25 protein-coding genes are annotated in these 24,142 nt (G+C 60.7%); 15 read left to right on the top strand and 10 right to left on the bottom strand.

Annotated features, from left to right (window positions below; genetic code table 11):
- Positions 1–24: 24 nt before the first annotated feature.
- From ftsZ to ACQZ5K_RS08645, 6 genes are all read left to right on the top strand, one after another.
- Entirely contained in the window at positions 25–1,785 is a 1,761-nt protein-coding gene (gene ftsZ, locus ACQZ5K_RS08620; protein WP_137003770.1) for a cell division protein FtsZ, read from the top strand.
- A 265-nt stretch (positions 1,786–2,050) separates the two neighbouring features.
- Entirely contained in the window at positions 2,051–3,010 is a 960-nt protein-coding gene (lpxC, locus tag ACQZ5K_RS08625) for a UDP-3-O-acyl-N-acetylglucosamine deacetylase (RefSeq protein ID WP_003522208.1), read from the top strand.
- A gap of 233 nt (positions 3,011–3,243) precedes the next feature.
- A complete protein-coding gene (locus ACQZ5K_RS08630) occupies positions 3,244–4,110 on the top strand; it encodes an outer membrane protein assembly factor BamD (RefSeq protein ID WP_003522209.1) in 867 nt (288 codons plus the stop codon).
- 15 nt (positions 4,111–4,125) lie between these two features.
- On the top strand, positions 4,126–5,799 hold the full coding sequence (recN, locus tag ACQZ5K_RS08635) for a DNA repair protein RecN (protein WP_448740141.1): 1,674 nt from the start codon (positions 4,126–4,128) through the stop codon (positions 5,797–5,799).
- A gap of 114 nt (positions 5,800–5,913) precedes the next feature.
- Positions 5,914–8,088, top strand: coding sequence for an NAD-dependent DNA ligase LigA (ligA, locus tag ACQZ5K_RS08640; protein WP_448740142.1), 2,175 nt, complete (start codon positions 5,914–5,916; stop codon positions 8,086–8,088).
- A 64-nt stretch (positions 8,089–8,152) separates the two neighbouring features.
- Complete coding sequence (locus ACQZ5K_RS08645; protein ID WP_448740143.1) at positions 8,153–9,046, top strand: aminoglycoside phosphotransferase family protein; 894 nt, start codon at positions 8,153–8,155, stop codon at positions 9,044–9,046.
- A gap of 6 nt (positions 9,047–9,052) precedes the next feature.
- Here ACQZ5K_RS08645 and ACQZ5K_RS08650 read toward each other — a convergent pair whose 3' ends face one another.
- On the bottom strand, positions 9,053–9,589 hold the full coding sequence (locus ACQZ5K_RS08650) for a GNAT family N-acetyltransferase (RefSeq protein ID WP_448740144.1): 537 nt from the start codon (positions 9,587–9,589) through the stop codon (positions 9,053–9,055).
- A gap of 292 nt (positions 9,590–9,881) precedes the next feature.
- Positions 9,882–10,808 carry a DMT family transporter gene (locus tag ACQZ5K_RS08655; RefSeq protein ID WP_198939092.1) on the bottom strand — a complete coding sequence of 309 codons (927 nt, stop codon included), beginning with the start codon at positions 10,806–10,808 and terminating at the stop codon, positions 9,882–9,884.
- Positions 10,809–11,005: 197 nt separating this feature from the next.
- Between ACQZ5K_RS08655 and gcvA the strand changes: the two genes are divergently transcribed.
- From gcvA to ACQZ5K_RS08670, 3 genes are read left to right on the top strand one after another with little or no spacing between them, the layout of a single operon-like run.
- Positions 11,006–11,908, top strand: a complete 903-nt coding sequence (gcvA, locus tag ACQZ5K_RS08660; RefSeq protein WP_448740145.1) for a transcriptional regulator GcvA — start codon at positions 11,006–11,008, stop codon at positions 11,906–11,908.
- A gap of 43 nt (positions 11,909–11,951) precedes the next feature.
- Complete coding sequence (locus ACQZ5K_RS08665) at positions 11,952–12,560, top strand: 3'-5' exonuclease (RefSeq protein WP_448740146.1); 609 nt, start codon at positions 11,952–11,954, stop codon at positions 12,558–12,560.
- A gap of 46 nt (positions 12,561–12,606) precedes the next feature.
- The gene (locus tag ACQZ5K_RS08670) at positions 12,607–13,098 is read left to right on the top strand and encodes a CreA family protein (RefSeq protein ID WP_448740147.1); all 492 of its coding nucleotides are present in this window, start codon (positions 12,607–12,609) and stop codon (positions 13,096–13,098) included.
- A gap of 36 nt (positions 13,099–13,134) precedes the next feature.
- On the opposite strand, the gene ACQZ5K_RS08675 is transcribed toward ACQZ5K_RS08670, so the two are convergent.
- Positions 13,135–13,602: a chemotaxis protein CheW gene (locus ACQZ5K_RS08675; protein ID WP_003522339.1), complete on the bottom strand. Its 468-nt coding sequence runs from the start codon at positions 13,600–13,602 to the stop codon at positions 13,135–13,137.
- Between the two features lie 87 nt (positions 13,603–13,689).
- On the opposite strand from ACQZ5K_RS08675, the gene ACQZ5K_RS08680 reads away from it, so the two are divergent.
- The 3 genes from ACQZ5K_RS08680 (at position 13,690) to ACQZ5K_RS08690 (ending at position 15,700) form a co-directional block, all read left to right on the top strand.
- The gene (locus ACQZ5K_RS08680) at positions 13,690–13,986 is read left to right on the top strand and encodes a hypothetical protein (protein ID WP_246666937.1); all 297 of its coding nucleotides are present in this window, start codon (positions 13,690–13,692) and stop codon (positions 13,984–13,986) included.
- A gap of 141 nt (positions 13,987–14,127) precedes the next feature.
- Complete coding sequence (sco, locus tag ACQZ5K_RS08685) at positions 14,128–14,727, top strand: cytochrome oxidase assembly protein Sco (RefSeq protein WP_003522341.1); 600 nt, start codon at positions 14,128–14,130, stop codon at positions 14,725–14,727.
- Positions 14,728–14,821: 94 nt separating this feature from the next.
- Positions 14,822–15,700 (top strand): 50S ribosomal protein L11 methyltransferase, encoded by an 879-nt coding sequence (locus ACQZ5K_RS08690; RefSeq protein ID WP_448740148.1) that lies wholly within the window; start codon positions 14,822–14,824, stop codon positions 15,698–15,700.
- 146 nt (positions 15,701–15,846) lie between these two features.
- Here the strand turns inward: ACQZ5K_RS08690 and ACQZ5K_RS08695 are convergent, their stop codons facing one another.
- Positions 15,847–16,020 (bottom strand): hypothetical protein, encoded by a 174-nt coding sequence (locus ACQZ5K_RS08695; RefSeq protein ID WP_003522343.1) that lies wholly within the window; start codon positions 16,018–16,020, stop codon positions 15,847–15,849.
- A 293-nt stretch (positions 16,021–16,313) separates the two neighbouring features.
- On the opposite strand from ACQZ5K_RS08695, the gene ACQZ5K_RS08700 reads away from it, so the two are divergent.
- Positions 16,314–18,155, top strand: a complete 1,842-nt coding sequence (locus tag ACQZ5K_RS08700; RefSeq protein ID WP_448740149.1) for an aminopeptidase P family protein — start codon at positions 16,314–16,316, stop codon at positions 18,153–18,155.
- Here ACQZ5K_RS08700 and ACQZ5K_RS08705 read toward each other — a convergent pair.
- Both ACQZ5K_RS08705 and ACQZ5K_RS08710 read right to left on the bottom strand, forming a co-directional pair.
- Complete coding sequence (locus tag ACQZ5K_RS08705; protein ID WP_448736603.1) at positions 18,152–18,466, bottom strand: AzlD family protein; 315 nt, start codon at positions 18,464–18,466, stop codon at positions 18,152–18,154. The genes ACQZ5K_RS08700 and ACQZ5K_RS08705 overlap by 4 nt on opposite strands.
- Complete coding sequence (locus tag ACQZ5K_RS08710) at positions 18,463–19,182, bottom strand: AzlC family ABC transporter permease (protein ID WP_448740150.1); 720 nt, start codon at positions 19,180–19,182, stop codon at positions 18,463–18,465. Before ACQZ5K_RS08710 ends, ACQZ5K_RS08705 begins: the two co-directional genes overlap by 4 nt.
- Before the next feature lie 183 nt (positions 19,183–19,365).
- On the opposite strand from ACQZ5K_RS08710, the gene ACQZ5K_RS08715 reads away from it, so the two are divergent.
- Positions 19,366–19,602: a DUF2164 domain-containing protein gene (locus ACQZ5K_RS08715; protein WP_448740151.1), complete on the top strand. Its 237-nt coding sequence runs from the start codon at positions 19,366–19,368 to the stop codon at positions 19,600–19,602.
- 117 nt (positions 19,603–19,719) lie between these two features.
- Here the strand turns inward: ACQZ5K_RS08715 and pncA are convergent, their stop codons facing one another.
- On the bottom strand, positions 19,720–20,346 hold the full coding sequence (gene pncA, locus ACQZ5K_RS08720) for a bifunctional nicotinamidase/pyrazinamidase (RefSeq protein ID WP_137003763.1): 627 nt from the start codon (positions 20,344–20,346) through the stop codon (positions 19,720–19,722).
- A gap of 457 nt (positions 20,347–20,803) precedes the next feature.
- Here pncA and ACQZ5K_RS08725 point away from each other — a divergent pair, with 457 nt between their 5' ends.
- Positions 20,804–22,090 (top strand): tlde1 domain-containing protein, encoded by a 1,287-nt coding sequence (locus ACQZ5K_RS08725; RefSeq protein WP_448740152.1) that lies wholly within the window; start codon positions 20,804–20,806, stop codon positions 22,088–22,090.
- A gap of 53 nt (positions 22,091–22,143) precedes the next feature.
- Here ACQZ5K_RS08725 and ACQZ5K_RS08730 read toward each other — a convergent pair whose 3' ends face one another.
- The 3 genes from ACQZ5K_RS08730 to ACQZ5K_RS08740 form a co-directional block, all read right to left on the bottom strand.
- On the bottom strand, positions 22,144–22,569 hold the full coding sequence (locus ACQZ5K_RS08730; protein WP_448736606.1) for a DMT family transporter: 426 nt from the start codon (positions 22,567–22,569) through the stop codon (positions 22,144–22,146).
- Positions 22,566–23,048, bottom strand: coding sequence for a DMT family transporter (locus tag ACQZ5K_RS08735; RefSeq protein WP_080816515.1), 483 nt, complete (start codon positions 23,046–23,048; stop codon positions 22,566–22,568). Before ACQZ5K_RS08735 ends, ACQZ5K_RS08730 begins: the two co-directional genes overlap by 4 nt.
- Before the next feature lie 272 nt (positions 23,049–23,320).
- Positions 23,321–24,133: a glycosyltransferase family 25 protein gene (locus ACQZ5K_RS08740; RefSeq protein ID WP_003522355.1), complete on the bottom strand. Its 813-nt coding sequence runs from the start codon at positions 24,131–24,133 to the stop codon at positions 23,321–23,323.
- Between the last annotated feature and the right edge of the window lie 9 nt (positions 24,134–24,142).

Genomic DNA, 24,142 nt, shown 5'->3' on the forward strand with positions numbered 1-24,142 from the left:
GCCAGAGAAAGAAGGAATGCTAAAATGACGATACAGCTGCAAAAGCCTGATATCACCGAGCTGAAGCCACGCATCACTGTTTTCGGTGTCGGCGGTGGTGGTGGTAACGCTGTCAACAACATGATCACGGCCGGCCTCCAGGGCGTCGACTTCGTCGTCGCCAACACGGATGCGCAGGCGCTGACCATGACGAAGGCAGACCGGGTGATCCAGCTCGGCGTCAACGTCACCGAAGGCCTCGGCGCCGGTTCCCAGCCGGAAGTCGGCCGCGCCGCCGCTGAAGAATGCATCGATGAGATCATCGATCACCTGAACGGCACCCACATGTGCTTCGTCACCGCCGGCATGGGCGGCGGCACCGGCACGGGTGCTGCTCCTGTCGTCGCCCAGGCAGCCCGCAACAAGGGCATCCTGACGGTCGGCGTCGTCACCAAGCCTTTCCACTTCGAAGGCGGCCGCCGTATGCGTCTTGCCGAACAGGGCATCGAGGAACTGCAGAAGTCCGTCGATACGCTGATCGTCATTCCGAACCAGAACCTCTTCCGTATTGCCAATGACAAGACGACCTTCGCCGACGCCTTCGCCATGGCCGACCAGGTTCTCTATTCGGGCGTTGCCTGCATCACCGACCTGATGGTGAAGGAAGGTCTCATCAACCTCGACTTCGCCGACGTTCGCTCGGTCATGCGTGAAATGGGCCGCGCGATGATGGGCACCGGCGAGGCTTCCGGTCCGGGCCGTGCGATGCAGGCTGCGGAAGCGGCAATCGCCAACCCGCTGCTCGATGAAACCTCGATGAAGGGCGCACAGGGCCTGCTGATCTCCATCACCGGCGGTCGCGATCTTACCCTGTTCGAAGTCGACGAGGCTGCAACCCGTATCCGCGAAGAAGTCGATCCGGATGCCAACATCATCCTCGGCGCAACCTTCGATGAAGCTCTGGAAGGTCTCATCCGCGTCTCCGTCGTGGCGACCGGCATCGACCGCGTTGCTGGCGTCGGCGAGCAGAACGTTGCCGATATGCGTGCCGCAGCAGCCGTTGCCAAGCCGCTTATCCGTCCTTCCGCGGCCGTTGCTTCCGCTCCGGCCGCAGTTCAGCCTGCTCCAGCAGTATCGCAGGCACAGAAGGCCGTAGACCCGATCGCCCAGACCATCCGTTCGGCGGAAGCCGAAATGGAACGCGAACTCGGTTTCGCCGCACACCAGCAGCCGGCTCAGGATTTCCGTCCGCAGAGCAAGCTGTTCGCATCTTCTCCGGCTGAAGCGCCGGCGGCTCTCCGTCCGGCTCAGCCGGTTCAGCAGGCCGCTCCGGCACCGGTCGCTCCGGCGCCCGTATACCATGCTCCGGAACAGGTTGCCGCTCCGGCGCCGCGCATGCAGCAGCCGCAGGCTCCTGTTTATCAGGAACCCGCACCGGTTGCCCGCCAGCCCGAGCCGGTACGCATGCCAAAGGTCGAAGACTTCCCGCCGGTCGTGAAGGCCGAGCTGGACCACCGCACCCACGCCGCTCCTGCCGCACAGGAAGAGCGTGGCCCGATGGGTCTTCTGAAGCGCATCACCAACTCGCTTGGTCGCCGCGAAGAAGAAGAAGTTCCGTCCGACATGATGGATGCGCCGAGCATGGCGCCGCAGCAGCGCCGCGCCCCGCTTTCGCCGGAAGCCAGCCTCTACGCACCGCGTCGTGGCCAGCTTGACGACCACGGCCGCGCAACGCCTTCTTCGGCCAGCCATCACGACGACGACCAGCTGGAAATCCCGGCCTTCCTGCGCCGCCAGTCCAACTAAGGGCGATTCCATCCGCCTCTTCGAACGCCCGGGTTTCACGATCCGGGCGTTTTGTTTATTTTACGTTATTAACACTAAATTAATTCGTTTTTTCAAAGGTTTACGCGTGTAACAATCCGAAACGAACAGTGATTTGTCGTGGCACCTACATGTGCGTATGTATGAGGCTGGGTAAAGGAAAACACGGACTTGGCCGGTTGCCAGACCGGCTCGAAAACTTGAACGGCGCTCAAGCGGCGCGGTTTGCAAAACAAGGCATATTCGCATGACTATCGGACTGCTCGGATTTCAGACAACTATCGCAAATGCTGTTCAGCTCAAAGGCATTGGCGTGCATTCCGGCAATCCGGTTTCGATGACCTTCCAGCCCGCAGAAGCCGGAACGGGCATCGTCTTCCACCGCCTTCATGACAATGGCAGCGTTACCGAGTTGAAGGCGGTTTCGGCCAATGTCGGCAATACCGACCTGTGCACCGTGCTCGGCCGTTCGCTTTCCCAGTCGGTGGCGACGATCGAGCACGTCATGGCTGCCATCTACGCCATGGGCCTCGATAACCTCATCGTTGAAGTCGACGGTCCGGAAGCGCCGATCATGGACGGCAGCTCCGCACCTTTCATCGAAGCGATCGAATCGGTCGGCATCAAGAGCCTCGGCGTGAAGCGCCGTTATATTCGGGTCACCAAGCCGGTGCGCATCGATTCGGGCGCCTCCTGGGCGGAGTTCCGTCCCTATGACGGTACGCGCTTCGAGGTCGATATCGATTTCGACACGCCGCTGATCGGCAAGCAGTCCTGGAAGGGCGACCTGACGGCGGAGAGCTTCAAGAACGAGCTGTCGCGCGCTCGCACCTTCGGCTTCATGCGTGATGTGGAGCGCCTTTGGGCCGCCGGTTATGCACTCGGCTCCTCGCTTGAGAACTCGGTCGTCATCTCCGACGACAACAGCGTCATCAACATGGAAGGCCTGCGTTATGCCAAGGACGAATTCGTCCGTCACAAGACGCTGGACGCCGTGGGCGACCTGGCGCTTGCCGGTGCGCAGTTCATCGGCTGCTACCGCTCCTATCGCGGCGGCCACAAGGTCAATGCGAATGCGCTGAAGGCGCTTTTGAGCGACCGCACCGCCTATGAGATCGTCGAAGCGCCGGCCGCCCGCAACCAGATGGTGCGCGCCCGCGAATTCGTTGCGGTCAACATGCCGGAATTCGCACCCTGGTCTGCGTGAATTCCTTCGCAGGCTATCAATTGACAGAAAAAGCCGCTCCCTTTGGGGCGGCTTTTTCGTGATGCGAACAAGAAGTTGCGTAATATCGCCTGATATTCATGCGATTGCACGGGTCGATGCCATAAAAATGCGTTAATGCGTCATCATTGCGTTGCCCTGCGGATGCTTTTATGGCTAGAACGCCAGTGCAAAGCCGATGCTTATGTATTTGCGCGGGAAGTGGGAACTGTCGAATGAAGCATGTAGGGTCTGGTGCAATGAAGGGTACGATGCGGGGGATCGCCGTCTCGTTGATGTTGGTCGGCGCGAGTGTCGCCGTCACGGCCTGCCAGTCCGATCCGGATATCGACATCACCAAGCTCGGCGTCGAGACCGATCCGCCGGATGTTCTGTACAAGCAGGGGCTTGCCAACATGAACGCCGGCAACATGACGGAAGCCTCACGCAAGTTCGAGGCGATCGACAAGCAGTACCCGTTCACCGAATGGGGCCAGAAGGCGCTGGTGATGCAGACCTTCATTGCCACGCGCACCAACAAGAACGATGTGGCCATTACCAACGGCAGCCGGTTCCTGCGGCAATATCCGCGCTCCAAGGATGCCGCTTACGTTCAGTACATGATCGGTCTTGCCTATTCCAAGCAGATTTCCGACGTGACGCAGGACCAGCGCGCTGCACAGCGCACCGTCGAGGCGATGAACAAGGTCGTCAACGACTATCCCGATTCGGAATATGTCGCCGATGCGCAGGCCAAGATCCGTTTCGCCCGCGACCAGCTCGCCGGCCGCGAAATGCAGGTCGGTCGTTATTATCTTGAGCGCAAGGAATATCTCGCTGCCGTTTCGCGTTTCCGCATCGTCGTCGAGCAGTACCAGAACACCAACCAGATCGAGGAAGCGCTGGCGCGTCTGACGGAAGCCTATTATGCGATGGGCCTGGTGGACGAAGCGCAAACCGCGGCCGCCGTTCTCGGCAACAACTATCCTGACAGCCAATGGTATTCGGATTCCTACAAGCTGCTGAAGGGCAGCGGGCTGGAGCCGCGGGAAAACAAGGGGTCCTGGATTTCGCGCGCCGGCAAGAAGCTCATCGGCGCCTGAGACGGGGCATAGGCCATGCTGGTCCAGCTCTCGATTCGCGATATCGTTCTCATCGAAAGGCTCGACCTCGGTTTCGAGGCGGGCCTTTCCGTGTTGACGGGCGAAACGGGTGCGGGCAAATCCATTCTTCTCGATAGTCTTTCGCTGGCGCTTGGCGGCCGCGGCGATGGCGGCCTTGTGCGGCACGGGGAAGAGAAGGGGCAGGTGACCGCCACTTTCGAAGTCCCGAACAATCACCCGACACGGCTTCTCCTGCGTGAAAACGGTCTCGACGACGATGGCGACCTGATTTTCCGCCGGGTGCAATCCTCTGACGGTCGCACCAAGGCCTATATCAACGATCAGGCCATCAGCGTGCAGATGATGCGCCAGCTCGGACAATTGCTGGTCGAGATTCACGGCCAGCATGACGACCGCGCGCTTGTCGATACCGATGCACACCGCACGCTGCTGGATGCCTTTGCCGGGCTGAGCGATGAGGCTCGTGCCGTTCAGGGCCTCTATCGCACCTGGAAGGATGCTGACCGTGCGCTGAAGACGCACCGCGCCAAGGTGGAAGCGGCGGCCCGCGAGGCGGATTACCTTCGCTCCTCCGTCGAGGAACTGGAAACGCTTTCCCCGCGCGACGGTGAAGAGGACGAGCTGGCCGAACGCCGGGCGGTGATGCAGAAATCCGAACGCATTGCCGGCGATATCGCCGAGGCAAGCGAATTTCTGAACGGCAATGCGTCGCCCGTGCCTGTCATCGCCTCGATGATGCGGCGTCTGGAGCGCAAGAGCCATGAAGCGCCGGGATTGCTGGAAGACACGGTGCAATTGCTGGACGCCGCGCTCGACAGCCTTTCCAATGCGCAGATGGAAGTGGAGGCGGCGCTGCGCCGCACCGAATTCGATCCGCGTGAGCTGGAGCGGGTGGAGGAGCGGCTGTTCGCGCTGCGCGCCGCCGGGCGCAAATATAATGTTGCCGTGCCAGACTTGCCGGCTCTCGCCGAAAAAATGGTGGCCGATCTCGCCGATCTCGATGCCGGCGAAGAAAAGCTCGGCAAGCTCGAGGCCAATCTCGGCGTGGTGAAGGCCGATTTCGACCGTGCCGCGCAATCGCTTTCCGACAAACGTCACCACGCGGCGGATGCGCTTTCCAATGTGGTGATGGCAGAACTGCCGGCGCTGAAGCTGGAGCGGGCGCGGTTTACCGTCGAGGTGACCTCCGATGCCGAACAGGCGACGGCCGACGGCATCGACACGGTGGAATTCCATGTCCAGACCAATCCGGGCACACGGCCGGGACCGATCATGAAGGTGGCCTCGGGTGGCGAATTATCCCGCTTCCTGCTGGCGCTGAAAGTGGCGCTGGCGGATCGCGGTTCGGCACCGACCTTGGTGTTCGACGAAATCGATACGGGTGTCGGCGGCGCGGTGGCGGATGCTATCGGCCAGCGGCTGCGCCGCCTGTCGAAAACCGTGCAGGTTCTGTCCGTTACCCATGCGCCGCAGGTGGCGGCACGGGCGGCGACCCATCTTCTCATCTCCAAGGGCCCATCCGGCGATGGCAGCGAGCGTATCGCCACGCGCGTGGCCACCATGGAGCCGAAGCACCGCACCGAAGAAATCGCCCGCATGCTCGCCGGCGCGTCGGTGACGGACGAGGCGAGGGCTGCGGCGGCTCGCCTGCTGGCGGCCAAGGACTGACGGCTGCCGATAGCGTTGCGCGAGCGGATTCGGCTTGTGAGTCCAACGGCAAAACTGTTTTTAATGTTTGTTATTTCGGCTAAAAGCGTTCGGTAATTCCGAAAAGAGGCCGTCATGTCGAAAGACCAGAAATCCGTCGAAAACCTCACCGAGCTTGAAGCCTCTTCCGAGCTTGCGTTTCTGGCGGCCGAGCTTGCCCGCCACGATGCGCTTTACCACGGCAAGGACGCGCCTGAGATTTCGGACGCGGACTATGACGCGCTGAAGCGGCGCAACGATGCCATCGAAGCGGCTTTCCCGGCGCTGGTGCGGGCCGACAGCCCGTCGAAAAAAGTCGGCTTCGCACCGCTTCCGACCTTTGCGCCCATCGTGCATGCGCGGCCGATGCTGTCGCTCGACAATACGTTTTCGGAAGAGGATTTGCGGGATTTCGTGAGTTCCGTCTATCGCTTCCTCGGGCATCTGCCGGACGATTCCATCGCCTTCACCGCCGAGCCGAAGATCGACGGGCTTTCCATGTCGATCCGCTATGAGAACCGCAGGCTGAAGACGGCGGCGACGCGCGGAGATGGCACCACAGGTGAAAATGTCACCGCCAATATCAGGACCATCAAGGAAATTCCGAACGAGTTGCCCGCCGATGTGCCCGATGTGGTAGAGGTGCGGGGCGAAGTCTACATGGCCAAGAGCGACTTCATGGCGCTCAACGCCCAGATGGAGGCTGAAGGCAAGCAGACCTATGTGAACCCGCGCAACACGGCATCCGGTTCGCTGCGCCAGCTCGACGCCAATGTGACGGCGAAACGCAAGCTGCGGTTCTTCGCCTATGCCTTGGGTGAAGTCTCGAATGGCGGCCAGCCGGCGCGGATCGCCGATACGCAATATGGTATCGTCGAGAAATTCCGGGAGTGGGGCTTTCCGGTCAATCCGTTGATGAAGCGATTCACCTCCGCCGAGCAATTGCTTGAGCATTATAATGAAATTGGCGTCGCCCGACCCGATCTCGATTACGATATCGATGGCGTGGTCTATAAGGTCGACCGGCTCGATCTGCAGGAACGGCTGGGCTTCCGCTCGCGCAGCCCGCGCTGGGCCACCGCCCATAAATTTCCGGCCGAGCAGGCGTTTACCACCGTCGAGAATATCGAAATCCAGGTGGGACGCACCGGTGCCTTGACGCCGGTGGCGCGTCTCACCCCGATCACCGTCGGCGGTGTCGTCGTCACCAATGCGACGCTGCATAATGCCGATTATATCGAAGGCATCGGCAATAGCGGCGAGCGTATCCGCCCGGAGGACCACGATATCCGCATCGGCGACACGGTGATCGTGCAGCGCGCCGGCGATGTCATTCCGCAGGTGCTGGACGTGCTTCTGGAAAAGCGCCCGACTGAGGCGGTGAAATATGCCTTCCCGGAGAAATGCCCCGTCTGTGGCAGCCATGCGGTGCGGGAGCGCAATGAAAAAACCGGCAAGCTCGATTCGGTCACGCGTTGCACGGGCGGTTTCGTCTGCCGGGCGCAGGCGATGGAACATCTCAAACATTTCGTTTCGCGCAATGCCTTCGACATCGAGGGGCTCGGCACGAAGCAGATCGATTTCTTCTTCGAAAGCGACGATCCGGCACTCTCGATCAAGACTGCGCCCGAGATTTTCACCCTGAAGGCGCGGCAGGAAGCCTCCCATCTGACCAAGCTCGAAAATATCGATGGCTTCGGCAAGGTCAGCGTCAGAAAGCTGTTCGACGCCATCGATGCCCGCCGCGAGATTGATCTGCACCGGCTGATCTTCGCGCTCGGCATCCGCCATGTGGGCGAGACCACGGCGAAGCTTCTGGCGCGCTCCTATGGCACCTATGAGCATTTCGAAAAGAGCATGAAGGCGGCGGTCGATCCGGCGAGCGATGCCTGGGCCGAACTCAACAGCATCGACGGCATCGGCGAGGTGGTGGCCCGCGCCATCATCGAATTCTACAAGGAGCCGCGCAATCTCGATGTCATCGACCGGCTGATACGGGAGCTTCGCCCGAAGGAGGCCGAAAAGCCCTCGACCGATGGCAGTCCGGTGGCGGGCAAGACAGTGGTGTTTACCGGCTCGCTGGAGAAATTTACCCGTGACGAGGCCAAGGCGCGCGCCGAAAGCCTCGGCGCGAAAGTGGCCGGCTCGGTTTCCAAAAAGACCGATATTCTGGTGGCAGGACCGGGAGCCGGCTCCAAGCTTGCCAAGGCGACGGAACTGGGCGTGCAGACCATGGACGAGGACGAGTGGCTGGCCTTGATAGGCGGCTGATGCATAGTCACGGCAATGTTGTCATCTGCCGCTAGAGCTTTGCGCCTGACACGGAGAGCACAGCATGGATGACCGCATTGTCGTCAGCACAGAGCAGGTCCGGGCGCTGGTTGACAGCCAGTTTCCGCAATGGGCGGGGTTAAATATCCGGCCGGTGGAACTGAGCGGCTGGGACAATCGCAGCTTCCGTCTTGGCGATGACATGCTGATCCGCATGCCAAGTGCCGCCCGGTATGTTGCGCAGGTGGAGAAGGAGCATCGGTGGCTGCCGGCGCTTGCGCCGCTCCTGTCTTTTCCGATTCCTGCGCCATTGGCGCTCGGGCAGCCGGGACAGGGTTATCCGTTCCGCTGGTCCGTCTATCGCTGGCTTGAGGGCGAACCGCTCGCCCGGCATCTGGATCGCGTTGATCTTTCAACCATCGCCATCGATGTTGCCGTTTTTTTAAAGGCGTTGCATCGAGTGGACGCTTCGGACGGCCCACCCGCAGGCGCGCATAACTTCCATCGCGGCGGCTCGCTTTCGGTCTATGACGGGGAGGCGAAGGCTTCGGCGGCGCGGCTTGCCGATGAGGTGGATCAGGCGCTGGCCATGGAGATATGGCAGCTTGCACTTTCGAGCCATTGGCGCAAGCGGGGAGTGTGGGTGCATGGAGACATTGCCGAGGGCAATCTGCTGTTGAAGGACGGCCGGCTTTCGGCCGTCATCGATTTCGGCAGTTCCGGCGTCGGCGATCCGTCTTCCGATCTCATCCTCGCCTGGAATGTGCTCGATGTGGAAAGCCGCGCCGTTTTTCGCCAGGCGCTGGATCTGGATGAGGCGACATGGCAGCGCGGGCGCGGCTGGGCGCTGTGGAAGGCTTTGATCGTGCTGGATGCGGAGCGCGGCCGTAACGACAGAATGGCCGAATGGTCACGGCGGACCATTCGGGAAGTGTTTGCGGATCACCTGGACAACTGACCGGAACTATCGAAGACGCGCCATGCAATAGGCATCGATATACTCGCCGTCGCGGAAGGCGAAGGATTTGAGGTGTCCCTCGACCTCGAAGCCGAATTTGCGATAAAGCGCCACCGCCGGTTCATTGTCCGTGAAAACGGTCAGTTCGATCCGTTTCAGGTCCAGCCAGCGATCGGCTATGGCGAGGATTTCGCCGATCATGGCGCTGCCGATACCGCGTCCCTTATAGGCGTCATGGACGCCCATGCCGATGCTGCCCGCATGCGCCCGGCGGTTGCTGTGGCGCGTCAGGCCGATATCGCCGACGATCTTGCCGTCGAGGATGGCGATCAGCGCAAAGCTGTTGGCCGGCTGGGTTTCGATCCCCTTGCGAATATCTTCCGGAGTATGATGCGGCCAGCGCAGCGTCCCGTAGCGATATCCGGCCATATTGTGCAGTGCTGTTATCCCCGGCGCATCTGCCAGCGTGCGTGCGCGAATGCACAGGCCTTCGGGCCAGCGCGCGTCGGGGTCGAGTGGCGGGGAAATATCGAAATCCGGCATGTCTGCTCTCCTTCGTTTTTCAGCCGAGGCAGAGCGGAAACACCGCACCCTGCCAATATGCGGCAGGGTGGTGGACGGGATGACCGACTGACTAACGCGCCGATACCGCCACACGCCCTGCGGGGCGAATGGTTGCGGTGAGGCGCATATGGATAGCAAAACCGATCATGGCGGGCATAAGGCCAGAGGCGTCGCTCAGCGTCAAGACGGCAAGGCTACGTTTAGTCCCGGAAATTTCAGGATGAGGAACGTGAGGCCACCTTTTGTCGGAGCGGCCTCAGTTCTCCTGCCGTCACTGCGGCCTCGCGCGGGGCTGACGCCATCTGGAAAGCAGCCTGCCGTCGATCGCCGCAAGACCGGCGGCGATCATCGCCATGCCGGCGAAATGCTTCATCTCCAGCTGCTCGCCGAGGAGCAGCGAACCGAGCAGGATGGCGCTGACGGGAATGAGGAAGGTGACGAGGGCGAGGTTGGTGGCGCCGGCGCTGGCGAGGATGCGGAAGAAGATGAGATAGGCGAGCGCCGTCGACAAGAGGGCGATGCCGACAAGGGCGCCCCAGGTTCCGAGGCCCGGCATGGCGAGCGTCCATGGTTTATCGATAAGAAGGGCGGCCGGGATGAGCATCAGTGTCGAAGAGGAGATCTGGCCGGTGGCGGTCATCAGCGGCGGCACGCCCATGGCCTTGAAACGGCGGCCGAATATGCCCGCGAAGGAATAGGAGATGGCCGCGCCGAGAATGGCGATCTGGCCCCAGAGGCCGGATGAGCCGGTGAAGGCGGCCGGGCCGATCATGGTCGCCACGCCGGCAAAGCCGATCAGCACGCCGGTGAGCTTGTTGCCGGTCATCTTCTCGTCGGCGGTGAGAAAATGGGCGACGATGACGGTGAAGAGGGGCGTGGTGGCATTGAGGATCGAGGCTAGTCCGCTGGCAATATGGGTCTGGCCCCAGACGATCAGGCAGAAGGGGATGATGTTGTTGAGCAGACCCATGCCGAAAAAGGCGCGCCACACCGCCCATTCACGCGGCAGGCGAAGGCCCATGATGCGGCAGACGATCAGAAGCGCGATTGCCGCCAGGCTGACGCGCAGCGTGACGATGGTGACGGGCGGCAGTTCCTTGACTGCGACACCGATGAAAAAGAACGATCCGCCCCACAGAAGCGAAAGCGCGACGAGCATCGCCCATTCACCGGCATCCATCTGTTTCTGTATCGCCATGGTCATCTCCCAAAGCATGAGTATCGACATGATCGCAGGCGGGCTCGCCGCCATCCACCCGATATCGGTTGAGCTTAGCTCAAACTGGAGATGGGTGGTTTTCACCGCGCTTCAGGTCTTGTTGCGTCTATTTACTCCCTGTTTTATGATGTTTTCAAACGATTGTTTCTCGTTCGATAATTGAGATGAGCTAAACTATGGCAGCCGAACTTCCTTCTCTGAAAGGGTTGCAGGCCTTCGAGGCCGCAGCGCGGTATCGCAGCGTCACGCTTGCCTCCAATGAGTTGAATGTCACGCCCGGTGCCGTCAGCCTGCAAATCCGGGAGCTGGAGGCGCGGCTTGGCGTGCAATTGTTTTTCCGCAAGCCACGCAGCATCCAGCTGACGCGTGAGGGGGAGCGTTATTACGGCGCGCTTCGCACCGCCTTCCGGATGATGCGCGAGGCGACGGCGGAACTGACGACGCGCTCCGAGATCACGGTTCTGACGCTGAGCTGCACGCCGACTTTCGCCGTTCAATGGCTGATGCCGCGATTGCCTGCCTTCCAGCAGCAACACCCGCAGGTGGATGTCCGCATCAGCGTGACGAACCGGCTGGTGGATTTTTCAAGGGACGATGTCGATCTGGCGGTGCGGCACGGGTTCGGTCGGTATGAAGGGCTGGAGAGTATCCGCTTCATCGATGACAGCACCCTGCCGGTCTGTTCGCCGCAACTTCTGGAGAAACATGGGTCGCTTCAGGAGGCAGGCGACCTGAAATCCATTCCGCTTCTGCACGATGAAAACCGCAATGAATGGCGGCGCTGGCTGGAGGCGGCGGGAGCATCGGACGTGGATGCCTCCGGCGGTACCGTCTTCATTGACAGCAACGGCGCGCTGGATGCGGCCAAGGCCGGGCACGGCATTGCGCTAACCCGGCGTTCGCTGGTTTCCCGCGAGCTTGCGGAAGGCGCATTGATTGCGCCCTTCGGCAAGGACATGGCCAGCACGCTTGCCTATTTCCTCGTTTATCCGCGGCGCATGCTGGATAATCCCGATCTGGTGACGCTCATCGACTGGATGCTTTCGGAAGCGGGTTCTGCCGAGGCCGGTTCTCTTTGACGTCAATCCGGTCTATGCCGGAATGAAACAACGGGAATCACTCTTGAAAACCATCGCCATCGATTTCGAGACCGCCAATGAGGAACGGGGCAGCGCCTGCTCCGTCGGGCTTGCATGGATAGAAGGCGGCGAGATCGTTCGCGTCGAGGAACGGCTGATCCGGCCGAAGGACATGCGGTTTTCGCCCTTCAACATCGCCGTGCATGGCATCCGCCCGGCCGATGTCGAAGATGCGCCGGAATTTCCCGAGGTGATGGAGGAGTTCATCGACGACTTCCACGGCGCCACCATGATCGCCCATAATGCCGCCTTCGATTTCAGCGTCATGCGGGCGTCCTTCGATAAATACCGGCAGTCCTATCCCGATCTTTCCTATCTGTGCAGCGTCAAGATCGCCCGGCATGTCTGGCCCAATCTGGTTTCGCACAAGCTGAATGTCATCGCCCATCACCTCCAGCTGCGTTTCGTGCACCACAATGCAGCGGAAGATGCCGTCGTCTGCGCGGCCGCTTCGATTGCGGCGGCCAAGGCTTTGCGCGTTGCCCATATCCGCGATCTACCGGAAAAGATCGGCATGGTCGCGGGGCGTCTCACCTCTACCGGTTACCAGCCCTGCAGCATGAAAAAACGCGCCGTCTCCCGGGTTGCGTAACCGTTCCGCGCACTTATGTTTAAAGCAGCGTAACGGAGAAGATGCGATGACGATGAAAACTCTGTCGGGTTTGTTTGCGGGCTTTCTGGCATTGCTTCCGGTGACAGCGGCGCATTCGCAGGTGGTGGGCGAGGTCGGCGTCGACTGGATCGGCAACGATACCGTCATCGAGGCGATCGCCGATCCGAAGATCAAGGGCGTGACCTGCCATGTGACCTATTTCGAGCGCGGCGTCATCGACCGGCTGAAGAACGGCAACTGGTTCGAAGACCCTTCCAACAATGCCATTTCCTGCAGCCAGACGGGACCGGTGGAGATCGGCGATATCGATCTCTCCAAGGGCGGGGAAGAGGTGTTCCGGCAGGGCATGTCGCTGGTCTGGAAGAAGCTCGTCGTCAGCCGCGTCTATGACAGGGCCAATGACACGCTGATCTATCTGGTGCATGCGCGGGAGCTGACCGACGGTTCGGCCAAGATGGCGATTTCCACGGTGCCGCTCTATAACCAGCAGGTCACATGGCAAAAGGGCAAGCCGTAAGGCCTGCCCCTCTCAATTGCGTTATAGATGCCTGGATCAGGCTGCTTCGCGTGCCAGCTCGTCCGCAATCACGGTGTCGAGGTTGAGGAAGCAGACCATGCTCTTTTCCAGCGCCACGATGCCGCGGCAGAAGCTGCGCTGTTCTTCCGGAATGATATCGGGTGCGGGCTGCAGGTCTTCGGAACGGATGGTCATCATGTCGGAGACCTGTTCCACCAGAAGGCCGACCAGCTTGCCGCCGATATCGGTGACGATGATGGCGGAGCGTTCGGAGGGTTCGGTCATCTTCATGCCGAGGCGGCCGGCCATGTCGATGACGGGAATGACGGCGCCGCGCAGGTTGATGAGGCCGAGAACGTAAGGCGGGGTGTGCGGCATCGGGGTAACCGGCGCCCAGCCGCGGATTTCGCGGATCGCCATGATGTCGATGCAGAATTCCTGATCGCCCAGATGGAAGGAAACGATTTCGAGATATGCGCCGGATTGCTTGATGGCGTTGGACATGACGGCAGGGTTCCTCTGATGGCTCTCTAACAGGCCCGCGCAGGATTGAGCTTTATGCGGTGGCCGGAGAATGGACCGGGAGACATCATGTCGAGGCTTAAAAACCGCTATGGTCATAATGCACAGCAAGATTTTAAACTTTCCCTAACAATTGCTGCTGCCCCGCCGGCAAAACCCAGTATTTTGGCGGTTTTCGCGCTCACGCAAACAGGTTATGATGGGCATATGAACGCGCTCGTTTCCCATCCGCTGAAGTTTATTCTGGCTAGTCTTGCCGCTGTGGCCTCGCTTGCCATCGTGCTTCTTGCCTTTGACGGCTGGGTGCGGCACGGCACGGATATTTTCCTGTCCACGGTACAGAGCGGCATCGCCTGGTGCCTGTGACGTGTTTTCCGGCTGCGGATTTGTGACAAATCAGCGCGGTTCCCGCAAATACGCCCAGTTGATTTGCCGTCCCCGTCGCCTTTCGTTATCTGTCTGCCAGGGCCTGCGATATGCCGCCGGCTTTCGGGGTAGGATTGGACAATGAGAAATATTCGCATCGTATTGTGGGCCGTCGTGCTCGTTCTCGCCGGCGTTGTCAGCTGGTTGACGATCGAAATGACGAAGACGCGTAATGAAATGGTGGAGACGGCCTATGGTGTGCCCTTCCAACTCACGGCGCAAAACGGCCAGCCGATCACCGAAAAGGCCTTTCAGGGCAAGCCGACAGCGCTGTTCTTCGGTTTCACCCATTGCCCGGAAGTCTGCCCGACGACCCTTTTCGAGCTGAACGGCTGGATGGAGAAGGTGGACCCGGCCGGCGACAAGCTGCAGGCCTATTTCGTCTCCGTCGATCCCGAGCGCGATACGCCTGAAATCATGCAGCAATATGTCTCCAACGTCTCGAAGCGCATCACCGGCATCACCGGCCCGGCCGACAAGATCGCCGAGACGCTGAAGGGGTACCGCATCTATGCCAAGAAGGTGCCGGTGGACGAGAAGGATCCGAATGGCGATTACACCATGGATCACACGGCGTCCGTTATCCTGCTCGATGCCAATGGCCGTTTTTCCGGCACCATTGCTTATGGCGAAAACCCGGAAGTCGCCGAGCAGAAGCTTCAGAATCTTCTGAAGGGCTGATAGAGGCGGCATAATTGCGCCTGGCTTATTGGACTGGCCGAGGTTTTGTGGCAAAGGCAAGAACAATAACCTCATCCAGAGAAAGCAGCCCGCCGTGAGCGAAATCCGACTTTACGTCACCACGACCGAAATCCAGGCGGGTGAAATCCTCGATCTCATGTCGGACTATTTCGGCGAGGAGGATGTTGCGATTGCCACGACCGAGGTGGATGAGAAGCGTGATATCTGGGAAGCCTCCGTCTACCTGATGGCCGAACAGGAGGAAGAGTTCCGCGAGCGTGTCAGCGCCCTGCTTGCTCCGGCCTTTCCCGATCTCGTCATCGAGAAGGAGACCGTTCCGGATGTCGACTGGATCGCAAAGTCGCTTGAGGGGCTGAAACCGGTCAGGTCAGGGCGTTTCATCGTTCATGGGGCGCATGATCGCGACAAGGTGCGGGCGAACGATCTGGCAATCGAGATCGAGGCGGGGCAGGCTTTCGGCACCGGCCATCACGGCACGACGGCCGGCTGCCTTGAGATGATCGAGGAGGTTCTGCGGGCGCGGACCGTGCGTAACGCGCTCGATCTTGGCACCGGCAGCGGCGTTCTGGCAATTGCGGTGCGCAAGATGCGCCCCATTCCCGTGCTGGCGACGGATATCGACCCCATCGCCGTCAAGGTGGCGAAGGAGAATGTGCGTCTGAACGGCATCGTCTCCGGGATGGCGCTGGAGACCGCGCCGGGCTTCCACTCGGACGCCTTCCGCAAGCATGGTCCGTTCGATCTCATCATCGCCAATATTCTGGCGCGGCCGCTCATCAAGATGGCGCCGCAGCTCGTCACGCATCTGGCGCCCGGCGGCACCGTCATCCTGTCCGGCATTCTGGCGTCACAGCGCTGGAAGGTGCTTTCCGCCTATAATGGCGCCCGGCTTTCCCATGTCCGCACCATCTGGCGCAACGGCTGGGTCACGTTGCATCTGCGTAAAGACTGAACCAGCGGCAGCATCCCTTTCGGGCAAAAGAAAAGGCGGCGCTTTCGCGCCGCCTGGAAACCCGCGAGCATGGGAGGAGCTTGCTCAAGCGGGTCGACGTATTCCTGTTCGGCGCGGTGGAGGGAGGATCGCCGCGCCGGACGTCATCAGAATACGTAGCTGGACTTTGCCTTGCGACGAAGATCGGCGCGGTTCATGCCGAGCGCTTCCAGCGACTTGTCGTCGAGGTTCAGAAGGGCGGCGTTGACATGGCGGCTGACCTGACGCTCGCGTGCTTCAACGACGCGATCGAAGGCGGTGCGGAGGAAAGATTTTGCCATTGCTTCAAATCCTTGTTTGCCAGGAGAGTGTCTCTCTCGCTGTGTTGATCTGAAGATAAGCGATGTGTTTTTGTTTAGTTAGAGGGGATATCTCAGGGTAGATATGCATTTATCGCATGTCACTTTGCCTTGAGTATTACTTATTTCGCAAAATGTGCACAATTTATCGCCGCAATCCGGTCTGTCATATATGGCTTGAAACCGGCTTTGTCCGCGTGGCATTGTCGTTGCGCGCCAATGATTTGACGGCGCAACCTTGCAGCTTTTCTCATGACAGTTCCCGAAAGACGCCCATGTTCCAGACCTTCGAAAACAAATCCGCGCCGCAATTTGGCAAGGCCCGCGTCGAGGCGCTGCGCGCCGGTTTCGATGCCCTTGGTATCGACGGTTTTCTGGTGCCGCGCGCCGATGAATATCAGGGAGAATATGTGCCGGAATGCGCCGAGCGCCTGTCCTGGCTGACCGGCTTTACCGGTTCCGCCGGCATTGCGCTGGTGACGCGCACGGAGGCGGTGGTTTTTGTCGATGGCCGCTATACGACGCAGCTCACGTCGCAGGTCGATCAATCGGTCTTCAGCGGCGGCGATCTGGTTGGCGCGCCGCCTTCCGTCTGGCTGGCCGAACATGCTCCAAAGCGTTTCCGGCTCGGCATCGATCCATGGCTGCACACCGGCGCGGAGTTGAAGCGGCTGGAAAAGGTGCTTGCCGGCAAGGGCGGTTCGGTCGTTCTTCTGGAAAAGAACCCGCTCGATGCCCTTTGGCAGGACCGTCCCTCCGAGCCGCTGGAGCCCGTCGTTATCCAGCCGGAGGCCTTTACCGGCAAGCTGGCGAAGGAAAAGATCGCCTCGCTGGCGGAGACGGTCTCGGCAAGGGACGCGGATGCCCTGCTGGTTACCGATCCATCCTCCATCGCCTGGATTTTCAATGTTCGCGGCAATGATGTGCCGCATACGCCGCATCCGCTCGCCCGCGCCATCATCTATGCCGATGGCAGGGCGGATATTTTTCTCGACAAGCGCAAGACCGGCATCGAGACTGAGGCCTATCTGGCGCAGCTCGCGACACAATTGCCGCCGTCGAAGATCGCTGACCGTCTGCATGCCATCGCCAGCGCCAAGGGCCGCGTCATGGTGGATGCGGATTTGACTCCGGTGGCGCTGACCGGCGCAATCACGGCGGCGGGCGGCTCGCTTATCGAGGAGGCCGATCCCGTTCGCCTGCCGCGCGCGCGCAAGAACAAGGCGGAGCTTGCCGGCTCGGCAGCCGCCCATGTGCAGGATGGCGCGGCCATGGTCGAATATCTCTGCTGGCTGGACCGCCAGCAACCGGGCAGCGTCACCGAAATCGCCGCCGTCAAGGCGCTGGAGGCCGCTCGGGTCAAGGTGGGGCAGGGGCTGCAAAACCCGCTCAAGGACGTGTCTTTCGATACGATTTCAGGCGCCGGCGAACATGCCGCCATCATCCATTACCGCGTCACCACCGATACCGACCGCACACTTGCGGACGGCGAGATGTTCCTCGTCGATTCCGGCGCGCAATATGTCAACGGCACCACGGATATCACCCGTACCGTCGCAATCGGTGCCGTTCCGGAAGAGCAGAAGCGTTTCTTCACGCTGGTGCTGAAGGGCATGATCGGCATCAGCACCGCACGGTTTCCGAAGGGAACGCGCGGTTGCGATCTCGATCCGCTGGCGCGCATTGCGCTGTGGAAGGCGGGAGCGGATTATGCCCATGGCACCGGCCACGGCGTCGGGTCGTATCTTTCGGTGCATGAGGGGCCGCAGCGTATTTCGCGGCTTTCGACGCAGGAGCTTCTGCCCGGCATGATCCTGTCCAACGAGCCGGGTTATTACCGGCCCGGCGCTTTCGGCATCCGCATCGAGAACCTCATCTATGTATGCGAGGCGGAGGAGGTGGCCGGCGGCGACCAGCCGATGTTCTCCTTCGAGACGCTGACCTGGTGCCCCATCGACCGCAGGCTGGTCGTCGCCGCTCTCCTGACCGATGAAGAACTGGACTGGCTGAACGCGTATCACGCCGGGGTTCTGGAGAAGCTTTCTCCCTTGATCACCGACGGGGAGGTTAAGGCGTGGCTCGTTGCCGCCACGAAGCCATTGGAGCGGGTCGCTTAGAGCAGCCCGAAATGCCTGATGGCGATGACGATGGCCCAGCCGACGGCCAGCATCGTCAGGCCGGGAAAGCGCAGGCAGACCAGAAGTGCTGCCGCCATGCCGATCTTCACCTCGTATCCGCCTTCGAAAAAGGCGGGTGCGACGAGCGTGGTCAAAACCGCTACGGGAACGGCGTTCAGTCCCGCCTCCATGCGCGGCGGGATGGATTTCATCCGCGTCATCAGCACATAACCGCCGATGCGGGTGAGATAGGTGGCGATGGCGGCGAGCGCGATCAGGATCAGCGTATCGGCGTGCAGCATGTCGCTCATGGCGTTTCCACCCCGCTTTCAGAATTCGCCGTGCCATTCGGTTTCGGCGGATAGAGGACCGCGACGAGAATTCCGGCGACGGCGCCGAGGCTCACATGCCATGGCGAACCGACGACGTGATAAGCAACCGTTGCGCCCACCGCGCTTGCCAGCATGACAGGGTAGAAATTCTCCCGCTGGCGGAAGCTCAAGACCATACCCATGAAATAGATCGGCAGCAGCACATCGAGACCGATGGCTTTGGGATCGCCGACCATATTGCCAAGCGATGCGCCGAGAATGGTCATGGCCAGCCACAGCACATAGACCGGCGCGGCAAAGCCCATGTACCAGGAAAAGCCGACCGTGCCGGTATTTTCGTATTTCCTGACCGATTCGGCGAATTGCGGATCGACCAGCACGAAGAAGCCCGCGGCCTTTTGCAGGAAAGACCAGTTCGAGATCATTCTGGCAATGGCGGCCGAATAGAGGATATGGCGGAAATTGACGGCGAAGACGGAAAGAACGATCAGCCAGGGGGCAACCTTCTGGCCGAACAATTCGATACCCACGAGCTGGCTCGCGCCCGCATAGACGGTGCCGCTCATGATCGTGGCTTCGGTGACGCTGAGCCCGTTATCGACGGCGACCGCGCCGAACAGCGCACCGAAGGGGGCGGCGGAGAGGGCGATCGGGAAACCGCTCTTCAATCCCTCGCGAAAATCTGCATTGAACATTTCTGGAAACTCCTTGCCCGCCGCTCTATCGCCGTCCCGCCTGGCTGGCAAACGAATTGCATGAATGGATCGATTGATTCCCTTGAACCTTCCGTTACGGTAACGCCCCATATGGCCGGTGCCGGGCGGATGGTTTCACCGCCTTCCTCCCGTACCCCTCAACAGTCAGACGATGGAAGATCGATGCTGGAAAAGCAGGAAAAGGCCGCCCTGGCCGCACGTATCCGGGACTATCTTGCCCGGGAGACCGAAACCGAAATCGGCCTTCTGCAGGCGGAAATCTTCGTGGATTTTCTGGCCGAGGAGCTGGGTCACGTTTTTTATAATGAGGGGCTCAGGGATGCACATGTCGCGATCCTGAGACGCCTTGAGGATGCAGCAGGCGATATCGACGTGCTGGAGAAGCCGAAGCCGCGCTAATGGCGCTCTCCTTCCTCATCCCTGTGACGAGCACAGGAATGAGCGGGAGTGGGGATCCGCCGGGAAAAGGACGTTTGTGCCCTGTCCGGTAGCGTTCGTTTTTAAACGCGACGGGCCTTAGTCTCGCAATATGTCGCGGCTTTTGAGAATGGCCGCGCCTTTTTCCCGCATCGTCGAAATCGCGGCCTTGATGCCCTGCGGATCGATGCCGCGGCTGGCATCTTCGATGAAGCGGACATTCACACCGGGCAGCATGTCGAGGGCATCGAGCACCGAGAAACTGACGCAATAATCGGTGGCAAGGCCGCAGACGTCGAGTTGCGTGACACCCTGACGGCTCAGATAGTCGGCCAGTCCCGTCGTCGCCCCCTGGTCATTGTCGCGAAAGGCGGAATAGCTGTCGACGGCGGGGTTTTCGCCCTTCTGCTGAATATAATCGAAGGCGTCCGTCTTGAGGTCGGGATGGAATTCCGCATCTGGCGTGCCCTGCACGCAATGATCCGGCCACATCATCTGCGGTTTGCCGGAGAGTTCGCCCATGTCGAAGGGCTTCTTGCCGGGATGCTGGGAGGCGAAGCTGCCGTGATTTTCCGGGTGCCAGTCCTGCGAGGCGACGATGAGATCGTAGCCGCCATTGTCGATCAGGGCATTGGCGATGGGCACGACCCTGTCGCCATCGGCAACGGCCAGATTGCCGCCCGGGCAAAAACCGTTCTGGATATCGACAAGCAGCAGCGCCTTCATGATGTGCCTCCCTTTTTAGGGCAGGATGCCAAGCCGGCTTTAACGGATCAAGCCCCTTTCGACCTCTCCGGCAGGCACGGGTGTTTCGGGCAGGGGCTTGCCCTGTCGCAGTCCTGCCGCATTTGCAGCAAATTTCCGGCCAAGTCGGAATTTACCTGACAATGCGGCGACGGAAATTTTTTAGGCCGATGACGACCCTTTAAGGGGCATTTCCCGGGAAGATGCAGTGCGGATGCACGCAGTTTCGGCGCAAGTCATTGTTTTGCCTTCGCCTTACAATGCGCAGACCTTAACGAATTATTTTTGCAAGGACTCGTAAACACTTTGGTTACCATAATTCGTCATGCTTCGAACCAGTCAGTTCCGAAACCGGCGTGGTGTTTGCCCGCCCTTCGGATGTCCCAAAATCCCTCCGGCGTCGGCCGGGTGTGCGTGAACGGTTCGAGTAACGAGTATCATGGCGTTTTCTGCTGCGGCCTATAATGGCGCCGGTCTTGCCGGTTCGTCTTCCGTCAAGAGAGGCAAATCCTTTGCGTTTGGCCGAATGTCCGCCCTTCTCGGCGGCGGCGCCTTTGCCGGCCTTTTCGCCTTCGCCGCCTTTGCCTCGCTGCACAGCATGGCCGCCGCTTCGCATGGTGTCGGGCAGTTTGAAAAGACGCTGGTGACGCGATTTGCTTCCACTGAGACGGCAATTGCCCACGCGGCCGCGCGGGATATTCACGTGCGCAAGTTTTCCCGTCTGAGCGACCATAGCCATGGCCAGCAGAAGGCGGTTCGCCTCGCTGGCATCATGCCCGAGATCGGTGCAAAGGAATTCGGCGAGCGCTTCGGCGTGGCTGCCAACGCAAAAGGGCAGGCGACGGTGAAGCAGCTTGCCGCGCTCAAGCCGTCGGCGATCGTCGATTCGGCGCTGGGTCGCACCTCCGAGGTTGCCTATCAGAGCGCCGTTCCGCAGCACCCGGCATTTGAAGTGGCGCTGGCGCGGCCGCAGATCGAGGAAGAGGCAAGCAGCCTGCTGCCCGATGATGTGCCGCTGCCGAGCTTCCGTCCCGAGGTTGCGACGGCTCAGACGGTCGAGCCGTCACCGCGTCCCGCGACGCCGTCAAAGACCGAGGACCATGTTCCGGCCGTCGCTTCGGCACCGGCTTTCGATGCGCCGGTTCCCCTTCGCGCGCCTGCGCCGCCGAAGCAGAGCACCGGCGCCATGCTCGCCTTTGCAAAACCTGACAATCCGATGCGCGAGCCGAGCAAGATGGATGCGGTTCCGTGGCCGGATCGCGGCGCCGGTACAGCGATCTACGATATTTCCTCCGGCGTGGTGCACATGCCGAATGGCGAGAAGCTCGAAGCGCATTCCGGCATCGGCAAGATGCGCGACAATCCCGATTACGTGCATGTGAGAATGCGCGGTTCGACGCCGCCTTCCAGCTATCGTCTGACGATGCGCGAGGCGCGGTTCCATGGCGTCGAGGCCATTCGCCTGACGCCGGAAAACGGCGTCAACCCGCACGGTCGCGACGGCCTTCTGGCGCATACCTACATGCTGGCGAAACGCGGCGAATCGAATGGCTGCGTGGTGTTCCGGGATTACCCGCGCTTTCTTGCGGCCTTCAAGCGCGGCGAAGTCAAGCGCATGGTCGTAGTGCCGAAGTTGAACGGCAACCGGCCGACACTTGCGAGCAGCGGCGGTAAAAGCGGCGGCAAGACCCTGCTCGGCATGTTTTCGCGCGGCAGCGATTCCTGAGCTTTCCGCATTTTCCTGATGTAAAACCGCTGCGCACTTTTACTGGAAATGCTCTAGCGACCGCGCCGCTGTGTCAGCACCATGCCGGCGAAGATGAGCAGGATGCCGAGTGCGCTTGCCCAGAGTTTCGGCGGATGATCGCCGAAAAGATCGAGAACCACGCCTGAAACCATCTGGCCGCTGATGACCAGAAGGGCGGTATTGACCGCACCGATGCGCGGAATGAGCCAGCTTCCCGAAGCGATGAAGACGACGCCGATCGGCCCGCCGATAAAGGCAAGCCAAGGCGCATCGGCCGCGCCCGGCGGAATGAGGCCGCCGACGGTGAGGCCGATGACCGTCAGCACGGCAAAACCGACAATGTGGTTCCAGAACGATGCGATGAGCGGCGAGTTGGACAGGCTGAGGCGGCCGTTGATCTGGCGGCTCAGCGCCACGAAGACGCCGCCGGTAAAGGCCATGGCGATCCAGACAATCATGCCGTTCTCCCGACAAGGATGATGAGTGCGCTGCCGCACAGGATCAGCGCCACCGCCGCCATGTCCCGCAGGTCCGGCTTTCTTCTGGGCAGGCCGAAGAGGCCGAAAAGATCCGCGAGAAGACTGAAGATCACCTGTCCGCCAAGCCCGAGCGCAATGGTGCCGGAAAGCGCCAGTGGTGAATTGACGGCGGTGGAGGTGAGGATGACGATGGCGGCACCCACGACCCCGCCGCAATAGGCCCAGAGCGGCGCTTTCGGTTTTTCTGCCGCGCCCACGTCTTTCTTTGGGCGCATGATGGCGAGATAGATCAGCGCCGCCACCGTGCCGGTGCCATGCGCCGTCCAGGAGGAAAACAGCGCATTGCCGTAATGGGCAAGCTGACCGTTGAAATGCACCATTAATGTCAAAAGGCAGCCGCTGGCGAAGGCGGCGGCAAGATGCAGCGGGTTGAGGCGTGGATGCGTCGTGTCTGTCATGGCGGGCCGGCAAAGCTGAAGATGGAGACGAGCTTTAGCCCATATGTGCCTGAAGCGGAATCGAATTGCGCCGGCTCACGGTTTTAGACGACATTATCCTGTGCGTTGCGGAACAAGCGATGCGGCCACGCATTATTCCACCATGAAGAAAACGACGCGCAAACCATTGAACCGGATGACGATTTTCGTCATTTCTCTTTTCATTCTCGCAGCCGTGGTCGCGGCGGTCTATCTCGTCGGCTTCACGCCCGGCGAAGTGTAAGACTGATCGATCAATGACCGGCCTGGGCGGTCTTGCCCTTGCCGCGCTCCATCGCAACGCACACTTTGGCGACGGCGAAGCGAATGCCGCGCAACAGGAACCGGCTGGTTTCCAGATAGGCGCGATAGGGCAGAACGGTGAAATAGCGCCAGCGCGGCAGGCGGTAGATGCGCAGATTGTTCTGGATCTGGCTTTCCCCGTCCGCATCCTGCGTGGCGCAGAGCGGGTAGAGGAAGGCCGCCTTCAGCCCCGCGAGATATTCAAGATCGAATGCGATGTCATAAGCGAGCCGCATGGGGATCAGCTTCGATATCCATTTTCCGGCGCGGCGGTTGACGAGATAGGCTCCCGACCCTTTTTCCCGCGTGATGGCAATGGCGAGCGAACGACCGTTGGAAAGCGGGCGGAACGGGAATTTCCGGCCATTGCTGACGGTCGTGAGCCGCAGCAAATCCCAGTCGCCGCCGTTCAGCACCGCCTCGTCGATGGCGTTGAGAAAATCATCGTCGAAGACCACGTCATCCTCAAGGATGAGCGCGATATCGGCATCGCCCGCCATGAATTTATTGGCGCAGGCGACATGGCTGAGATAGCAGCCGATTTCCGGCGGCGAGGTACGGCGGCCATGCATGAGCATGTAGGAAATCTCGCTGAATTCCGGGATGGGGTAATTCAGTTCCCTGCCATTGACGCCGGGGACACGCTCCGCCTTGAGCCCCATGGCATCGAGGCGCGCGGTCATATCCGCGAGGCGTTTGGTGGCGCTGTCCATATTGATCAGGAAAACGGCGAGCCTGCGCTGGCTTTTCGGTAATATATGCAAAGCTGTCCT

Source organism: Agrobacterium sp. 22-226-1 (genome assembly GCF_053522345.1).